Annotated in this window: 19 protein-coding genes; 13 read left to right on the forward strand and 6 right to left on the reverse strand. The window is 62.5% G+C overall.

Translation table 11 applies throughout. The annotated features are described in order from the left end of the window. Positions 1 to 214: 214 nt before the first annotated feature. Entirely contained in the window at positions 215 to 601 is a 387-nt protein-coding gene (locus ACIA8C_RS26945) for a hypothetical protein (RefSeq protein WP_397139328.1), read from the reverse strand. Further along, on the reverse strand, positions 588 to 1,298 hold the full coding sequence (locus ACIA8C_RS26950) for a hypothetical protein (protein ID WP_397139330.1): 711 nt from the start codon (positions 1,296 to 1,298) through the stop codon (positions 588 to 590). The genes ACIA8C_RS26945 and ACIA8C_RS26950 overlap by 14 nt, the downstream gene beginning before the upstream one ends. Before the next feature lie 625 nt (positions 1,299 to 1,923). Here ACIA8C_RS26950 and ACIA8C_RS26955 point away from each other — a divergent pair. The 5 genes from ACIA8C_RS26955 to ACIA8C_RS26975 all read left to right on the forward strand — a co-directional run bounded on the left by ACIA8C_RS26955 (position 1,924) and on the right by ACIA8C_RS26975 (position 5,081). Next, entirely contained in the window at positions 1,924 to 2,766 is an 843-nt protein-coding gene (locus ACIA8C_RS26955; RefSeq protein ID WP_397139332.1) for a hypothetical protein, read from the forward strand. Positions 2,767 to 2,862: 96 nt separating this feature from the next. Beyond that, positions 2,863 to 3,597, forward strand: coding sequence for a DUF2786 domain-containing protein (locus ACIA8C_RS26960; protein WP_397139334.1), 735 nt, complete (start codon positions 2,863 to 2,865; stop codon positions 3,595 to 3,597). A gap of 183 nt (positions 3,598 to 3,780) precedes the next feature. Further along, entirely contained in the window at positions 3,781 to 4,185 is a 405-nt protein-coding gene (locus ACIA8C_RS26965) for a hypothetical protein (RefSeq protein WP_397139336.1), read from the forward strand. Between the two features lie 159 nt (positions 4,186 to 4,344). After that, entirely contained in the window at positions 4,345 to 4,551 is a 207-nt protein-coding gene (locus tag ACIA8C_RS26970; protein ID WP_397139338.1) for a hypothetical protein, read from the forward strand. 89 nt (positions 4,552 to 4,640) lie between these two features. Continuing rightward, positions 4,641 to 5,081: a hypothetical protein gene (locus tag ACIA8C_RS26975; RefSeq protein WP_397139340.1), complete on the forward strand. Its 441-nt coding sequence runs from the start codon at positions 4,641 to 4,643 to the stop codon at positions 5,079 to 5,081. Positions 5,082 to 5,155: 74 nt separating this feature from the next. Here the strand turns inward: ACIA8C_RS26975 and ACIA8C_RS26980 are convergent, their stop codons facing one another. Further along, positions 5,156 to 5,908, reverse strand: coding sequence for a phosphohydrolase (locus tag ACIA8C_RS26980; protein ID WP_397139342.1), 753 nt, complete (start codon positions 5,906 to 5,908; stop codon positions 5,156 to 5,158). Positions 5,909 to 6,139: 231 nt separating this feature from the next. On the opposite strand from ACIA8C_RS26980, the gene ACIA8C_RS26985 reads away from it, so the two are divergent. Continuing rightward, positions 6,140 to 6,574: a hypothetical protein gene (locus ACIA8C_RS26985; protein ID WP_397139344.1), complete on the forward strand. Its 435-nt coding sequence runs from the start codon at positions 6,140 to 6,142 to the stop codon at positions 6,572 to 6,574. After that, on the forward strand, positions 6,571 to 7,251 hold the full coding sequence (locus ACIA8C_RS26990) for a hypothetical protein (protein ID WP_397139346.1): 681 nt from the start codon (positions 6,571 to 6,573) through the stop codon (positions 7,249 to 7,251). Before ACIA8C_RS26985 ends, ACIA8C_RS26990 begins: the two co-directional genes overlap by 4 nt. Before the next feature lie 295 nt (positions 7,252 to 7,546). On the opposite strand, the gene ACIA8C_RS26995 is transcribed toward ACIA8C_RS26990, so the two are convergent. After that, positions 7,547 to 8,125: a GNAT family N-acetyltransferase gene (locus tag ACIA8C_RS26995; protein ID WP_397139347.1), complete on the reverse strand. Its 579-nt coding sequence runs from the start codon at positions 8,123 to 8,125 to the stop codon at positions 7,547 to 7,549. A gap of 7 nt (positions 8,126 to 8,132) precedes the next feature. Beyond that, positions 8,133 to 9,605, reverse strand: a complete 1,473-nt coding sequence (locus tag ACIA8C_RS27000) for a helix-turn-helix domain-containing protein (protein ID WP_397139349.1) — start codon at positions 9,603 to 9,605, stop codon at positions 8,133 to 8,135. Between the two features lie 122 nt (positions 9,606 to 9,727). Between ACIA8C_RS27000 and ACIA8C_RS27005 the strand changes: the two genes are divergently transcribed. The 3 genes from ACIA8C_RS27005 to ACIA8C_RS27015 all read left to right on the forward strand — a co-directional run bounded on the left by ACIA8C_RS27005 (position 9,728) and on the right by ACIA8C_RS27015 (position 12,273). Further along, positions 9,728 to 10,471: a hypothetical protein gene (locus ACIA8C_RS27005; RefSeq protein ID WP_397139351.1), complete on the forward strand. Its 744-nt coding sequence runs from the start codon at positions 9,728 to 9,730 to the stop codon at positions 10,469 to 10,471. 74 nt (positions 10,472 to 10,545) lie between these two features. After that, positions 10,546 to 11,613: a radical SAM protein gene (locus tag ACIA8C_RS27010; protein ID WP_397139353.1), complete on the forward strand. Its 1,068-nt coding sequence runs from the start codon at positions 10,546 to 10,548 to the stop codon at positions 11,611 to 11,613. A 6-nt stretch (positions 11,614 to 11,619) separates the two neighbouring features. Next, positions 11,620 to 12,273, forward strand: coding sequence for a hypothetical protein (locus ACIA8C_RS27015; protein ID WP_397139355.1), 654 nt, complete (start codon positions 11,620 to 11,622; stop codon positions 12,271 to 12,273). Positions 12,274 to 12,369: 96 nt separating this feature from the next. Here the strand turns inward: ACIA8C_RS27015 and ACIA8C_RS27020 are convergent, their stop codons facing one another. Next, positions 12,370 to 12,771 (reverse strand): NUDIX domain-containing protein, encoded by a 402-nt coding sequence (locus tag ACIA8C_RS27020; RefSeq protein WP_397139357.1) that lies wholly within the window; start codon positions 12,769 to 12,771, stop codon positions 12,370 to 12,372. A 317-nt stretch (positions 12,772 to 13,088) separates the two neighbouring features. Between ACIA8C_RS27020 and ACIA8C_RS27025 the strand changes: the two genes are divergently transcribed. Genes ACIA8C_RS27025 through ACIA8C_RS27035 form a run of 3 tightly spaced genes read left to right on the forward strand, consistent with a single transcriptional unit; the run spans position 13,089 to position 14,558 of the window. Beyond that, on the forward strand, positions 13,089 to 13,595 hold the full coding sequence (locus ACIA8C_RS27025; protein ID WP_397139359.1) for a hypothetical protein: 507 nt from the start codon (positions 13,089 to 13,091) through the stop codon (positions 13,593 to 13,595). Between the two features lie 41 nt (positions 13,596 to 13,636). After that, positions 13,637 to 14,122, forward strand: a complete 486-nt coding sequence (locus tag ACIA8C_RS27030) for an NUDIX domain-containing protein (RefSeq protein WP_397139361.1) — start codon at positions 13,637 to 13,639, stop codon at positions 14,120 to 14,122. Further along, positions 14,115 to 14,558, forward strand: a complete 444-nt coding sequence (locus ACIA8C_RS27035) for a DUF4254 domain-containing protein (RefSeq protein ID WP_397139363.1) — start codon at positions 14,115 to 14,117, stop codon at positions 14,556 to 14,558. The genes ACIA8C_RS27030 and ACIA8C_RS27035 overlap by 8 nt, the downstream gene beginning before the upstream one ends. Positions 14,559 to 14,607 lie beyond the last annotated feature (49 nt).

The raw sequence follows: 14,607 nt of genomic DNA on the forward strand, positions 1-14,607 counted from the left end.
GGGCAGGGGTTAGGAGCCGGACGTAGAGGCTGCGGCGCGCGACCCGGCGATGCGGCTGCGGGCGCGGGCGCCGGCCGCGCGGATGACGGTGCCCATGCGGCGGCCAGCTGCTGCGAAGCGATTCATCGTTTGTCCTCCTTTCATCGCATATTGGGTACGGGTATGCGAAAGCCCCGGCAGAAGCTCTGCCGGGGCTCACGGGTCCAGATCGGTCTTATTGCTTGTCGAGTTCGATACCGAGGATTCGGGCGACTTTCTCGCCGTCGAGGTATTTGTCGCCGAGCTCGATCAATTCGGCTTTGCGGAGGAATTCGTCTTTCTGTTCGCGGGAGCGGAAGCAGATCGCTATCCAGAATTCCGAGTCGTTCATGGCCGCGAACTTCTCGGCCCACTGCTTACTTGCCCCGGACAAGCCTTTGCCGAGCGCGTTGAGTTCGGCTTTTACGTCGGCTTCTAGGTCGCCGGTAGAGGAGTCACGGACCTCGGCGAGCGGGTCGGGATGCGGCTGGCGGCGTAATGCTGCGGCGATGTCTTCCCGGGAGGCTTTTACCTTGGATTTTCCGGATTTGAGGATGGCGAGGACTTCGTCAGGGAGCGGCATGCATGACCTCCGCACGGAAGATTTCTAGATCGGCGAGTGGGAACCATTTCAGAATCGTCTGATAGTCGTCGGGATAATGTGTGCGCAGCGGGCCGAGGTAGTCGTAGCGGATACCGTCGATGGAGCGTTTGAACATCCGGTAGTCCGGGCTGGGTTCGAGCCCCGCTGTCTTGATCCGCGCCCACACCTCGCGGGTCTCCCAATCCCAGAGCGGGGACTGGCGCCGGGTGCGGTGCTTGACCGCTCCCCACCGTTTGATCGCCAGCATCCGGGTGGCCGAGTCGGCGGCGCGCACGCCATCGAGGATCCAGGTGTCGGAGGATGCGAATGCCTCGCGCATGAGCTCGTCCCATTCCTCACGGGTAGGCACCCACAGGTCGGCGGCTTCGATGATCGCGCACCGCTCCGGGGGCTGAAACACCAGGTTGGACAACATTCGCCAGAACGCGTCCGCCGGGAGGTCGATGATGCGGGTGCCGAAGAAGTTCTCGTAACGGTCGAGGTCAGTGCGGATGAACTTCAGGCCGGGGACGATGGACTTGTGGATCGGAATCACCTCGATCCCACGTGCGGCGAGCTCGAGCCACACCGCGACCGAATCCTTGCCGCGGGAGAAGTTCAGGATCACCGGTTTCCCGGCCTCGGCCAGCCCGTCGAGCAGCTGGGTGGAGGTGGGGTATCCGGGCAGACTGATCATCGGCACCTCCCCGTTGCGGATTGGCCAGGTCTGCGGCCGGCATCTGGGCTCAGTGGTGCTGAATTCATGGGTTAACCCTCACTGTGCAACCTTTCACTGTGCAGGCCCTACAGGTAGGGCTCAGAGGCAGGCTAGAGGGCACCCAAACAGTTTCCCCACTGCCCCATCCTGAGCCCTGAGAGCCATTCTCAGGGCCAGAATCCCCCTAGGGCAGTGGTGAGTCAACCAAGTGATCCCAGAGCCCCCAAGTCATTGATAGGCCATTGCCAGGACATTTGAATTCAGGGGTTGCATTATTGCAATGAGTATGGATTACTTGGTTCTGGAAGTGCTTTCACAGACTCCAATTCACCACTGGGTACCTGCCTTGGACTAACGGTCGGGTCGCCCCAACAATCAGCCTATTGGTACGGCTCACTCATATAGTTTTCTGGGTGAATTCGGCATTCCGGTGACAGCGGAGCTATGCCACATTACGGGGGAAGTCGCACGCAGCTTTACCCACTTGCGTGACCTCCGCATGCCGTTTGACAACTCCACAGTGTGAACTCATGCAAGACAGGATTTCTGTCTTTCCATTTCTGCGGCCATTCACTCGGTCGCAGATGTTCAACTGGGAGAATTCATGTCCACTCGCAAGAGCACCCGCACGCGCACCACCGGCCAGCGCAAGGCCGCACCGAGCAAAGCTCAGCCCACCAAGGCTGAGCCGACCAAGGCGGACCCGGCACCGGAACCGGCCAAGAACGAGCAGCAGCCGTTTTGCAACTTGTGTGGGTCCCGGATCGCGCCGGAGGAGAACGACCCGTTTTTCGGATCGGCTCTGCTCTACGACAATCCGGATTACGCGAACCTGACGGGTGCGCTGTTCCTGTGTGGCTGGCAGTACTCGATCGTGCAGAAGGTGATTGCTGGCCGACCGGCCGTTATCGTCGTCGGGACACCCGTCGACGCCGACGGCAACGCGCTCAAGAACCGCAAGATCGTGACCGCGACGTGGCATCACTTCGCCGGTGACGGATGGGTTCAGATGGGTGCGATGTGTGGCTACAGCCGCGCGGACGGTACCGGATTTCAGAACCGTACCGCCGAGCAGTTGAAGGAGTACGTCGGTCGCAACACCGCTGATTGGGTCCTCACCCCCATCGAGGAAGAGCAACCACCCAAACCCAAGGCTGCGGGAACCCGCAGTGGCGGCAAGACCCGCGCGAAAGCGCAGGCCAAGCTGACGCCGACGGATGGCACCGAGGACAAGCCAGACACGGCCGCCCCGGAGCCCACCATCGACCCGGAATCCAAAGGGCTGCCCGCAGGTTCGACACCACCGCAGGACGATCCGGTACCTGACACAGATCAGGAACCGGACACAGAATCGGAGGACACCGATCCCGGCGACAGTGACCTCCCGACGGAGGACGCTGCCGCGGGTGTGGAGGAAGAAGTGATCGACGAAGGCACGGCCGCCTGAAATCCGGCCACGCCGGTCGAAGGCCCGGTTCGAGACAGATGATAGCTGCCTCGAACTGGGCCTCACTCATCCAATCAGCTCCGGGAGAGGAACACCATGGAATCCGAGCAGGATTCGATATCCACCGAGAAGATCATGCGGCGTGTGCGGGGGCTTTTCGCCAAGGCGGAAGGTACCGACAACCCCGCCGAGGCCGAAGCATTCCGGTCCAAAGCCTACGAGCTTCTGGCCAAGCACAACCTCGACGAAATGCGAGTACGTGGCTCAGGTCAGCAGGGCAGATCGGCACGGGACAATCAGATCATCATCGTGCGTTTCGACCTACCGATCCGTTACCGAGAGCAGCGAATGATGTTGCTGGCCTCGGTATCTCACCCGCTACATAACCGTGGTGTCGACTGCGGTGGCGGGGTGCAGCGGATCATCGGGGTTCGCCGGAACGTGGAACGGGCACGGTTTCTCTACAGCTTGCTGATGCCGCAAATGCTTTCCGCGACAAGCAAGTACGTGCCAGAGGACCCGTTCGACCATGCTGCTGTCGTGCGTGAACGCCAAGCGTTCATGAACGGGTTCGCGGCCATGGTTTACCAACGTCTGGCCGAGGCCGAAGCCAACGCCATTGGCGAGGCTGGTGAGGCGGCGGCGGTGGCGATCCGAGAAGACGAGGAACGCACCAACGCCGCGTTCGTCAAGAAGTGGCCGAAGACGACGAAAACGGCTCTTGCACATCGTAATAGTGGCGATGGATTCGATGCGGGTATCCGTAGCGCCAATGCCGCCGATGTCGGGCACACCCGCGTCGGTGGAGGCAGGCGAGCCATCGGCTCGTGAACGGCCAGCTTCGGCCACCACCTGAGTTGTGGCCGGAGCTATTCACACCAACCGGGATGCGGCAGGACAAGTTGTCCTGCCGTATCCCGGCCGACCTGCTCCGCCACGGAGGAGGTCGGTTCGGTGAAAACGCTTGCGATACAACATTGCAGGCGATCGGCAACACAGATGGAGTACTCGAAGTTGAATGAGGAATGCACGCCTGGCACCAGCGATGCGCACGCGAGCGGGGACCACTGCCCCGAATGGGTCATCAGAGAGCTGGTCGTCAACAAAGATTTGCGGTTCACCGAGCTGATGACAGTGATGTCGATATACGGGTGGGAGTTCACCATCTGCCAGCTCGTGGTGGACGACAACCCGCGGGTCAACCTACGTGGCCTGCCGGTCAACGAGTACGGGCGACCACGGTTGGACAAGCGGGAGATCAGCGCGGTGTGGGAATACCGCTCCGGCGCTTGGGAAGTCGGCGCATACAGCACCGGCTCACAGGCGATCGGCGGCGGGCTGTTCATGCAAGCCACCCCCGCCGATCTGGTCGCGATGGTGACCAACGCCCCGGCGAAGTGGGCTCACACCGATCACTGATCATGTTGACCACCTGCTGGTGCGCCGACCTCGCTAGCACGGGTCGGCGCACCACCGAGTGGTGACGACAAGCGAGCTGTCAGCTCGCGACCACGCAGCTCCGGCCACTACCCCCAAGGGTGGTGGCCGGAGGTGTCCCTATCGAAGGAAAGCAGTGTGATGAAGAACCCCGATTACCACCTGGCGTGTTTGCGCGAGCTGATCAGGCAATGCACCAGCGAAAACCCACTCGACGAGATATACGTCGCGGACAAATCCCATGACGTGATCGCCGAGTTCGTCCAAGGCGTAACTGAATTGGATCAGTGGCTCAGTGCTGGCGGGCTGGCTCCTAGCGCATGGCGATCCACCGAAGTGTCCGGATAGCGATCGAACCTTGTCGACGGCCGGTGATCCGGCCGTCGCACATCTGCCTGCGATCGACGATCGCAGGTGTCCAAGATATGGAGTACGCAATGAGTGAGCAATCCACTTCGTGCCGGGAAAGCATCGAGCTGCGATGCGCCGGGTGTGGGGAGGTCGTGTCCTGCAACGGGCACAGCCACCCCGACGGTCACCTGTCCATTGTCACCGAGCTGATGGCGGATAACCGCCTCGGTTTCGGGGATCTGCTCTCGGCGCTGATGATCGCGTCCTGGGAGGTTCGGATCCTACCGGGTGTTCTCAGGGGAGACCCGCGAGTCGTGCTGATCGGTACGCCGGTCACCAAGCACGGGTACCCGCGTTTGAACAAGCACGACGTGATCGCGATCTGGGAACGACCGGCGGGTGGCTGGGTCGCCGGGAAGACCGGTCATCAGGCGGTCGGGGGCGGGGTGTTCACGCCCGCCACCGCCGCCGAGCTGACCAAGCTGGTGTCAGCGAGCCCAGCGAGCTGGGTGCGCACCGCGGGCTGATCCATCGTTCGTGAAGTGATTACGAGAGCGCCGACCCTGCTAGCACGGGTCGGCGCTCTCGTCGTCTCGCCCCTCTACTCCGGGAACCCGCTCGCGCCGACGAGCAGCGCGAAGCCCCACGACATCAACCACGCCGTCCGCCCCGCCGGCACTGCCGCCGATTCGGCCCGCAGCGCCGCCACCACCGTGCGCTCGAACCCCATCCGCGGATGCAGCAACAGCAATTCGCGCACCCAAACGGGGTCGAACTCCGACAGGCGGATACCGAAGGTGTCGAGCAGTGTCCCGGCGGCGACGAAACCGGTCGGATCCGACAGATCGGCGCTGACTCCGAAGCTCATGTGCCCGGCGATCGCCGCCGCGAGGTCTTGTGCCCGCTCGGGCGTCTCACCAACGGCCAACGCGATCTCGACAGCGCGGCGAGCACTGGTGACCGCGAAACAGCATCCTGCACTGGGGTGTTCGAGGGTGAGGTTGTGCAGCAGACACGACACGTAGGCGAGTTCGTCGTCGTAGTCGGCGCCGTCGACGGCCGCGAGCACGCGTGCGAACCAGTAACTGCGATAGGAGTGCTCGAGCATCGCCGGTGACAGCACGGTACGTGCCTCGCGCTCGGCGGCCTGTGCGAGCGCGGTGTCAGGGAGCCGGGCGTGGGCGAGTTCGAGCTGGGCGGGTCCGTGGTGGCCGGTGCGGGCTCGGACGACATCAACAACGAGGTCCGGCATCATGCCAAGCATCACCCACATCAGCGCAATGCGTTGCGCGGTAGTCAGTTTCCCGCACGTGTTCTGCGCCCACGCCCAGTCGAGCCCAGCTGGAGCAGCCATCCACGCCTCCTCGAGGTAGTGAGCTCGCCTGCTCGCGCGAACGCCAGGCGACGGATTCACCGGAGTTGAGCTCCGGACATGACTTGCCACCCGAGCTGGGGTGGCGATTTCGACTCCTGCTGCACCGCAGCAGGTTCCGCACACTCCGCGGGTGTGCGGGCCGGGTCCCGGCCAGCTAGCACCTGGCCGGGCCTCGGTTTCCGGTTCACCAAATATCTACGGGAGACAACGATGAGTGACCCGTGCATCGTGGGCGGACTCGGCGGCGAGAAGGCCACCGGTGTCTATATCCACGTCGACGGCACCCCACAAGCGATCCTGCCCCGCCTGCGGCAGCTGCTGGCCCGCGACGGAACCGAAAAGGTCCTGAGAACCCTCGCCGGACGACACTACGGCTGGGCTTACCTGTGGCCCGAACTCGACGCAGGCGACGCCGAAACCAACCTGCACCTGCCGCTGATCACCGGAAAGGTGATCCCCGGATACGGGTTCTCCTACACCGTCGGGCCTTTGGTGCACCGTTTCACACTCGCCGATGCTCGCGCCCATCCTCTGATCGGATGGGCGTACTTCATCGACTCGGCGGGCGGGGACATCCACTGGTGGGACACCCGCCCCGGAGCACCGGACACCGGTCACGTCGCCACTGTGTGGGGGCGAGCATGAGCGGCCGTGCGCTACCCGCGGGGGTGTGGCGGCGCGACCGGATCACCGGCGGCTGGCGGTACTGGGTGACCGAGTACCGCCGCTACAGCGAACCCGACGCCTTCCGCACCAAACTCATGGCCGCGATCCGCGGAATGAGCTGGTATCCGCCTACAGGACAAGGGATTCCGATGTGGCCAGACCTCGGCCTGGAGGAGATCTGCCGCCAGCGTGAGCTGAAGCTGGTCGCTGGCCTCGGAGTCAGCTCGACACCGTTGGAGTACCCCGAAGATGGTGATATCGGCGCCTATTTGGAACGCGGGCGTGAACCGATCTGGGCGACTTACACGCTGTTGGGAATCAAGCAGCTGATCCATGGCGGCTCGCAGGTCTCGTATTTCCTGGATCGAGGCGTCGAGATCGGTGGTATTGCATTGGATTTCGTGCGGGAGGCCAGGCCCGAGGGGTTGAGCGTGATGTGTGCGCTCAATCGGCATGACGAGTGCTCGGGCTCGGTCTGGACGCGGCGGGGGCTGCTGGTCCCCTGCCGGACACCGTGCGTGTGTGTCTGCGGGTGCGGGTCAGCCCGGCGGGGCCGCGGAGATAGAGCCGAAGACGCGGCCGATGAAATCGAGGATCTGAAGCCAGATGACCAGGTGAGGACCGTAACTCATGAACAACCTCCGAATGAGGAGTAGCGGGATGTAGGAACGAACAGAACCCCCGAGACCTGTCAGGGGTCGATCAAGGCTCTCGGGGGTTCTGTTGTGAAAACGCCAGTGGTGGAAGGGGGTTAGCACACTACTGGCGCGAAATCGACGCTAGCTGTCCACAATCGCGCTCCGCAAGGGTCACCTTTCGCAACCGTGACGGCATTCGATACAACGTGACGGCCGCCAGCCCAGCGCCGTCGCCGTGATGGGTGGACATCCTTGTCGCTACCAGGCGTCGACCCGCCGCCAGTATTGACGTACCAGTAGACCGCCAGACCGACTAGGTCAGCTCACGAAGCAGAACGTCGAGCACAGGCGCATTCGGCCAGTTCGGCTTCGTGACTCCAACACGTACCCATCCCCAGTTCTCGTACGCGCGATATGCGCGTAGGTTGTCCGGTTCGACTAGCAGAGTTGCACGTCGTTCGGTCCTGCTGCTGAGCAGTCGGTCGTGTAGGGCACGTGCCAAACCGCGACCTGTTTGCTCAGAGCACACCATAATCTCTGACAGCGCAAATGTTCTTGTCCCGTCCTCGTGCGTAAATGCGCCGACATTGAGCGTCGCGTCATCCGGCTGAAAATTTCGCCACCACGCCGCGTTGGGCTCTAATACCCATCCCCAGGTTTGCCCCGCTGGCTCTCCATTCACCCAGGCGATGATCATTGAAAACCCCGTGTCGCGCGCGGCACTGGTGTAGTTGTCGAACCGATGCATGAACTGCTCAGGCGAGTCGAATGGGTCACCCGATGCGATTGCGTCGATGTAGGAGCGTCGATAGACGTCCTCGACAGTCGTACGCGCCTGCCGTGCCTGCGCAGAATCGAGGCGCTGAAACCTATATCTCGGCTCACTGTTCATACGGTGATCACCGCGCCAATCGGTCGAACTGGCAACGGAATTCAGCAGTCGAGGGCGCGCTTTCGACCGCTCGCCGAACGGGTGCAAGAACCTTTAGTGTCCGCGGCGAGGACACCGTGTTGTCCAGTTCGGTCAAGATCGGCTCAGCCTCGGTCAACGCGCCGCGGACATCTCCGGCCGCTAGTCGCGCCGATGCCAGGCAGGCTCGCGTGTACAGAGCGTTACGCACCATTGGCTGCTCACTGGCCGCGAGTTCCAAAAGCTCTACCGCCTTTTCGAACTTCCCGACGGTGCCGTAACCACGCGCCTCGTGACCACGTACCTCGGCGTGGTTCACGGACTGCAACCACGTTGGACATTCCTCCAACCGCTGGTATTCGACAGCATGGTCGACTTCGCGCCACGCTGTTGAGATCGCACGTCCAAATGCTTTCTGATCTCCTAGCAAGCTTTCAGCTTGTGCCTGCCTGATAGCGATCAAGGCATGGATTCGCCCCGGAGGTCTTCCTCGCATGAGGTCACGTGCCCGATCAATCATCTTCATCGCGTGATGAGGGCTCGCTCGACCCACCCGACTAAGGGCAATCGATTGGTTCGCAATGTAGAGGCATGCATGCGCGGTGAGATCCGGATCGTTCGCTTGGTTCGCTAGAGACAGAGCATCCCAATAGCATTGGCGCGCAAGGGGGTGCATGTCAGCGTCAACCGCTAACCATCCCGTGAGCACTGCAAGCTCTCCGACAGCGGTTGTGAATTCGTCCGCCGCATTCGCGGCGAATGAGCAGGTTTCTAGCAGGTTCTTTGCCTCCGTCAGCTGTTCAACCGCCTGCAGTACCAGCGGTGCGCCTCCGACACGTTGGTCCGCGCGCTCGAACGCATCGACCTGGCTGATCAGCCAATTGACGTCGGCCATGCCGACTCGGTCACCTCGGTCACCCCACGGTTCCGCAAACATAGTGGCACCCGTTGCAGCGGCTAGCTTGCCGAACTCCCGTCGTCTCACGTCACTGTTGACTTCCCACGCGTAGATACCGAGTGTGTTGGCACCTCGCACAAAGCTCTGGCGCTTCACATCATCGAGACTATCGGCGTTTCGCTTAGGCAGTTTGAACCACAGCTGATGGTCAGGGATCTGGAGGGCTTCGGCCCAGCGAACCAGCTTGCTCAGCTGCTCGGGAGCAGGCCCTTTCTCGATTCTGCTCAGCTGTGCCTGCGTCAGCCCCAGCCACCCTGCCACCGTCTCCTGCGGGAGGGCTCGGCCGTGAAAAGGGTGCGTCCGGTACGCGTAGATGACGCGGCCGAAATGCCAGGTCGCCAATGCGTCCTGCATCTGATCGGTCCGCCAGAACGCCAGCGGTAGCTCCGGAGGCCGGACGCGATAGTTTGATTCGCAAGCACCGCACAGATTTTCGGTGTTGTATTGGCTCAGCCGGGCACCGCAGCGAGCGCAGTACCGCCCCGTTTCTGCCTTGAGTGTCATCTGGCCACCCCTGGCCTGGATTCTGGGTACCGACCCCCGCACATTTCCCTGATCGCTGAAAGCTACCACTGCCAGGGGTTTGTCTGTATGCGTTCGATGTATATCGCTCATACGCGGCCGTCATGGTATCCGCACTTGGTCCGTCAGACCCTTGGGGCGTCCAGAAGTTCCCAGGGAAGGAGCAAGCTGTGGGACTGGCGCTAGTTGTTCCCCTCATCGGACCGCCTGCTGCGGGCAAGACGACGTTGGCGACGTTGCTCGGAAACGCACCCGGCAGGCAGATCTTCCGCCTGCGCGAACACATTCCGAAAGACGTGTTGACGGCAACCGCGGTCAATAGTCGACGTCTGGGTTGGATTGATGACCTGACCGTGGCCGAAGCGGTAGGAAGCTATTTCGCGACCGTGGAAGCCGATACGCACACGGTTCTGTTGGACAACTTCCCCGGCTCAGCGCGCCAGGTCGATCAGTTGCTGGCCACGTTGCGACCGCTGGCGCCGCTGTGCCGGGTCGAAGCGATCGAGGTGGTCACCGACGCCAAAACGCTCAAGCAGCGAGCGCTGAGCCGCAAGGTGTGCCACAGCTGTGAACACGACCCGATCTCCGATCCCCGCCTACCGGCGATCGCTACTCGCGATGACCCCTGGATTTGCTCGAAGTGCGGTGGGCTGCTGCATCCACGTCGCGGTGACTCGCCCCGATTGTTGAAAGCCAGGTTGCAGCGCTACCACGAGTCCGCCCCTGGGATCCGCGCGGCATTCGCCGCCGCGCGGATCCCGCTGACCCGTTTTGATACGACCACGACGATCTCACAAGCTGTGAATTTGCTTGCCCCGCTACTCGTTTCACGGAGCGCCGCGTCATGACCTCAGTCTCTCTGCCCATACCCACTGTCCGCACCGACGGGTACGGCCACGCCCGGATGCCCCGCAACATCGACATGGCCGAACCGCAGCGGGTTGATCGTGTCGCCTACGGCCGATTCCGCAATGCCTACATCTACATCACCGAAGCGTGCCAGCTTCGGTGCGAGCACTGCTACATGGGTGAGCGCCTGGACCGTGCGCTGAAGATGCCGCTGCCCAAGATCGTTGAGACGCTCACGACATGGCGTCGCCTCGGAAGCAGCAAAGTTACCCTCCTCGGTGGGGAGCCCACTCTGCACCCGTATTTCGGTGACGCGGTGCGTGTGGCGAAGAAGATCGGCTACGAGCACGTCATCACCACCACCAACGCCCAGCTCTCGGCGGCAAAGAAGTTCCGCCAGCTCGCGCCGGCCGACTTCGCCTACGTTCAGGTCAGCCTGGACGGCGGCAGCGCCGAGACTCACGACAAGGTCCGCGGCAACGGAACCTTCGACGTAGCGATGGAAACGACCGCCGAGCTGACCACGCGCGGTTTCGACACCCGGATCATCTGCACCGTCAACAAGGCCAATGAGCCCGACGTCCTGCGGCTTCTCGACATCGCCGACGCCCTCGGGGTGAGTCTGGTGAAGTTCCACGTGTTCAGCACGATCGGTACCGGGCACGGCAACCCCGAGATGGCGATGACCCCGCCCGAATGGGTCACCTTCTGTGACAACCTGAACAGCGCTGCGCCCCAATACAAGACGCGGGTCTGGTATCAGCCGACCTACGCGCGCCGGGACCAGATGGAGCGTTATCAGCGCGAGGGGTATCAGGGGTGCATCGGACGCACCCTGGATCGGATCTCGGTCTTTCCTGACGGGCGCGCCTACGTATGCAGCTATCTGTTCGACACCGACCTGCACTTCGCGCAGATGGTCGACGGTCGCGTCGAACTCAACCGCGGCGCCAAGGGCAACGAGTTCGACCTGTTCACCAGTGCGCTGACCAAAAGCAGTTGCGACGGTTGTAAAGCCAGCGCCTGCCTGGGCGGCTGCCCGGCCGAGCAGGTCGTCATGGGTGCGTCCTCGTGCAGTGCGTACGAAGACATCGTGCCGGTGTGTCGGCTGTGGAAGTCCAGCGCCAAGCCTGAGGAGTGAGAACAGATGAACGAGATAGAAAGCGCCGCAGAGCAACTGGCGTGGATCGACTGGAACGACATCAACGATGTCGAGACCATCTGCCGCGGCTTCTTCGCCCGGCTGGCAGCCGAGCCGGGAATCGTGCGCGCCCGACTCGAAGCACTTCCGAACCGGCCCGAGCTGTTGGGGTTGTGCGAGCACTACGACATCTTGGACAAGATCGTGCTGTTCAACGACTCTGACACAGGGATACGGGTGCGGTTACACGTCTTCTTGCCGGGATATTTCGATCGGCCGCACAACCATCGCTGGTCCTACGCCAGTCGAATCCTTCGCGGTCACTACCGCCACTACCTGTTCGGCAACGCTGAACTGGACGACCAGATCGACCCAGCGAAGCTGCCGGTGCTGCACGTGCGGGAGGAACCGATCGATACGACTTACGCCCTGCATCACTCGATGGTGCATGCCGTCGTGGCCGAGCCGTTCACAGTCTCATTGGTCGTGCGCGGCCCCGCGGTCAAGGACCGCTTCCTGGTGACTGACCGCAAAACCGGCCAGGCATGGTGGCAATTCGGCGCCGCCCAAGAATCACCCGAGGAGTCGCAGCGTAAGCAGATGACCCCGGTCCGCCTGCAGGAGGCGATCGAGCGGCTCACCCAGTGGGAACTGTTCTAGCCAGCCTGTGCGGCAGTCCCGTGGACTGCCGCACAGGTCGTAAGCATCTGCGACGAAACGTCATCGACGGCGGCGTCGATAGTGACTGAGCGGCATCTACCAGCCGAACACCGAAAATTTCTCGCCCGCAGCCACACCGTCCAACGCGGCCCGGCAGTAGGGGATCATTCGGTCGGGCAGCTCGCCGAGGTGGAACCATTCGATCGCGGCACATTTTTCGGGCTCACGATTGACCGGCTCGTCGTTCCAGGTGTCGACGACGAAGAAGAACGCTATACGCCCTCCTGAGGAGGCGTTGTGCATGACGTGGCTGAAGTGCACATTCTGCGGTGCGATCCGCACGCCGATCTCCTCGCGCGCTTCTCGAATCAACGCCTCGACCACCGATTCACCGGCCTCGAGGTGCCCGGAAGGCAGGTGCCATGCTCCGTCCTCGAATCCGGTGTTCTGCCGCTGACCGAACAGCATCTTGCCGTCCCGGCGAAGTATGAGATGCACATCTCCGGTGACCGTATGACGTTGCGGCCTTGCGGCCTGACTGTGTTCGAGCGCGATATTCAACTCAGCTCCCTTCCATGGCGTCTGCGACGCGTTGCCATCGACCTATCTAGACGAATTTGGGTGAAGCGGACCGAGCGTACTGCCCGCACCGCAGCCCGTTTATACGTCCGACGCATACAGGCCCTACCAAATGCGACATAGCCCGACCGGTTACCGGATTCCATTCTGGAGCAGGACATTCCGATCAGCACCAGCCGGAGGAGCAGCCACGATGAGACACCGCACCGCATTCGACCACTGCCGCCGAGATCGTTATGCCGGGGATGATCGGCATGCCTTCGAGGGCGGCGTTGCCACGTGAAAACGACCTCTCCTCGCTGTTGCCGAACAGAGCCACGGTTCGCCAGTTTTTGCCCGACTACCACCAGATGTCCGAGGCATTCCGAGAGGCTGGTAGCGACAAACCCGGCTGCCACATGATTCTTCAGCTCGGGTCGGCCCTGGCTCAACTTCACCGTACGAGCCGTATTCAACCCCACCGTTGCGGCGAGGTGGACCGTCGCAGGACCGAGCTGGTCATTCTCATCGACAACTGGGTCGCTATCCATCTGCCGGGCCGACCAGGCTGGCGCGGCCCCAATAGATCGCTGGGAGTTGCCGCTGACGAGATGGCCGCCGCACAGGTCGACGCCGACCAGCGACTGAGGCACTGGGAATCGGTCGGCCACGACAGCGTGCACGAGGCACAGGTCAGGCTCAGTAAGGCGGCTAATTGCTGGTCCGAGCTCGTTGCGAAAATCGTTGCGGCACAACCCTATTGATCAGAGCGCCCGGCGCCGGTGTACGAAGGAGTCGACAGTCGATGGATAACGCAATTCCGATCACGGCGACGGACTCGCCGACCTGTAACCTCGCGGTGCAGTTGGTGATGGTCAGAGACGGACAACTACTCCTGACGCGCCGCCGCGATACGGGATTCGCCGACGGTGACTGGCAGGCACCTGGCGGCAGAATCAAGCACGACGAGGACGTCCTTACAGGGGTCATCCGAGAGTCCGACGAAGAGGTCGGCGTGCAGCTTTGTCGGGAAAACGTCGACATGGTGTCGGCGGTGCACATCCGGTCTCCGCTCGCTGGTACCCGGATCGTGTTCACCTTCCACGCCGATACCTGGAGTGGCGAACCGTATAACCGTGAGCCCGAGCGCTGTTCAGCACTTCAATGGTTCGACTTCGACGACATCCCTGGAGCGATCCTGCTGAGCACTCGCGCCGCAGTGGACCTGTTCTTACGCGGTGAGCACTTCGGTGTTTACGGGTGGTCGCAACACCCATCGGTCGATGGATAGTCGAACGGGACTGCCGGGCAAGGACGCGGTTCTGGCCGCCTGCAGGGGCTTTCCACCGATCGAGGACGTCGTGCTGTTGGACGCGGCCGGCGAGCTCACCGCGCTGCATCAAACTCGCGAGCACACACCGCTGTGCGAGCTCGAGGAGATCGACTGGCATCGCTCTCGTTTGATGTGCGAGATCGACGACTGGGCGACGTCGATGACACCCGCACCGCTCCCGGAGGCACGAGCGCATACCCACACGATGGGCCAGGTCATCGACCAGCTGGCGCAGGCGACCATCCACACCTACATCGCCCTGACTGCCGCGCCCGACCGCCTGTTCTACGACGCATCCACGCGACTGGCTGACCTCGGCAACGCCTACCAGGACCTGGCCGACGAGCTCGCCCAAGGCACCCGCCGCATGCCAGAAATCACCGTTCCGTGGTGAACGGCGCTGCTGCACAACATATCCCGCATCCGAAAAACATCCATGAATA

The organism is Nocardia sp. NPDC051321 (assembly GCF_044455225.1).
Lineage (GTDB): Bacteria > Actinomycetota > Actinomycetes > Mycobacteriales > Mycobacteriaceae > Nocardia.